This is a genomic window from Aquimarina sp. AU58, assembly GCF_900312745.1.
GTDB lineage: Bacteria > Bacteroidota > Bacteroidia > Flavobacteriales > Flavobacteriaceae > Aquimarina > Aquimarina spinulae.
Genome location: NZ_OMPD01000012.1, coordinates 1 through 1,665, shown reverse-complemented (window position 1 = coordinate 1,665; position 1,665 = coordinate 1). Strand labels below are relative to the sequence as shown.

Annotated in this window: 1 protein-coding gene; it reads right to left on the bottom strand. The window is 45.4% G+C overall.

Going from position 1 to position 1,665, the window contains the following annotated elements; genetic code table 11:
- On the bottom strand, nt 1-1,665 hold a 1,665-nt coding region (locus tag DK441_RS10315; protein ID WP_160112036.1), incomplete at both ends, for an HYR domain-containing protein.

The window sequence follows — 1,665 nt, the reverse complement described above, 5'->3', positions numbered from 1 at the left end:
CATTTACATTTACTGTCGCTGGACATGAAATTACAGGATCAATATTATCCGTTACGGTTACGGTTTGCGTACAGGTAGCTGTATTTCCTGAACTATCCGTGACTGTCCAGGTGACTGTCGTATCTCCTAATGGGAAAACTCCCGGTGCATCATTAGTTACACTAGCTACTGCACAATTATCTGAAGTGGTTGGTGTACCTAAAGCAACACTACTCGCGGTACATAAACCAGCGTCTACATTAGCGCTTACCGTTGCTGGGCAACTAATTGTTGGGTCAATATTGTCGGTTACCGTTACCGTTTGGGTACAGGTCGCTGTATTTCCTGAACTATCCGTGACTGTCCAGGTTACGGTTGTATCTCCTATCGGGAAAACTCCCGGTGCATCGTTGGTCACACTAGCCACTGCACAATTATCTGATGTAGTTGGTGTACCTAAAGCAACACTGCTCGCGGTACATAAACCAGCGTCTACATTAACGTTTACTGTCGCTGGACAACTGATTGTTGGATCAATATTGTCGGTTACCGTTACGGTTTGCGTACAGGTCGCTGTATTTCCTGAACTATCCGTGACTGTCCAGGTGACTGTTGTATCTCCTAATGGGAAAACTCCCGGTGCATCATTGGTTGTACTTGCTACTGCACAATTATCTGAAGTCGTTGGCGTACCCAAAGCAACACTACTGGCAGTACATAAGCCTGCATCTACATTTACATTTACGGTGGCTGGGCAACTGATGGTTGGATCAATATTGTCGGTTACCGTTACGGTTTGCGTACAGGTAGCTGTATTACCAGAACTGTCCGTGACTGTCCAGGTTACTGTTGTATCTCCTATCGGGAAAACTCCCGGTGCATCGTTGGTTGTACTTGCTACAGCGCAATTATCTCCTGTAGTTGGTGTACCTAAAGCAACACTACTGGCAGTACATAGACCAGCATCAACATTGACATTTACCGTTGCTGGGCAACTGATGGTTGGATCAATATTGTCGGTTACCGTTACGGTTTGAGTACAGGTAGCTGTATTTCCAGAACTGTCCGTGACTGTCCAGGTTACTGTTGTATCTCCTATCGGGAAAACTCCCGGTGCATCATTAGACACACTAGCTACTGCACAATTATCCGAAGTAGTCGGTGTACCTAAAGTAACACTGCTTGCAGTACATAGACCAGCATCAACATTTACATTTACTGTCGCTGGACATGAAATTACAGGATCAATATTATCCGTTACGGTTACGGTTTGCGTACAGGTAGCTGTATTACCAGAACTATCCGTGACTGTCCAGGTGACTGTTGTATCTCCTAATGGGAAAACTCCCGGTGCATCATTGGTTGTACTTGCTACTGCACAATTATCTGAAGTCGTTGGTGTACCCAAAGTAACTCCACTTGCAGTACATAAGCCTGCATCTACATTTACATTTACGGTGGCTGGGCAACTGATGGTTGGATCAATATTGTCGGTTACCGTTACGGTTTGCGTACAGGTAGCTGTATTACCAGAACTATCCGTGACTGTCCAGGTGACTGTTGTATCTCCTATCGGGAAAACTCCCGGTGCATCGTTGGTCACACTAGCCACTGCACAATTATCCGAAGTAGTCGGTGTACCTAAAGTAACACTGCTTGCAGTACATAGACCAGCATCTACATTTA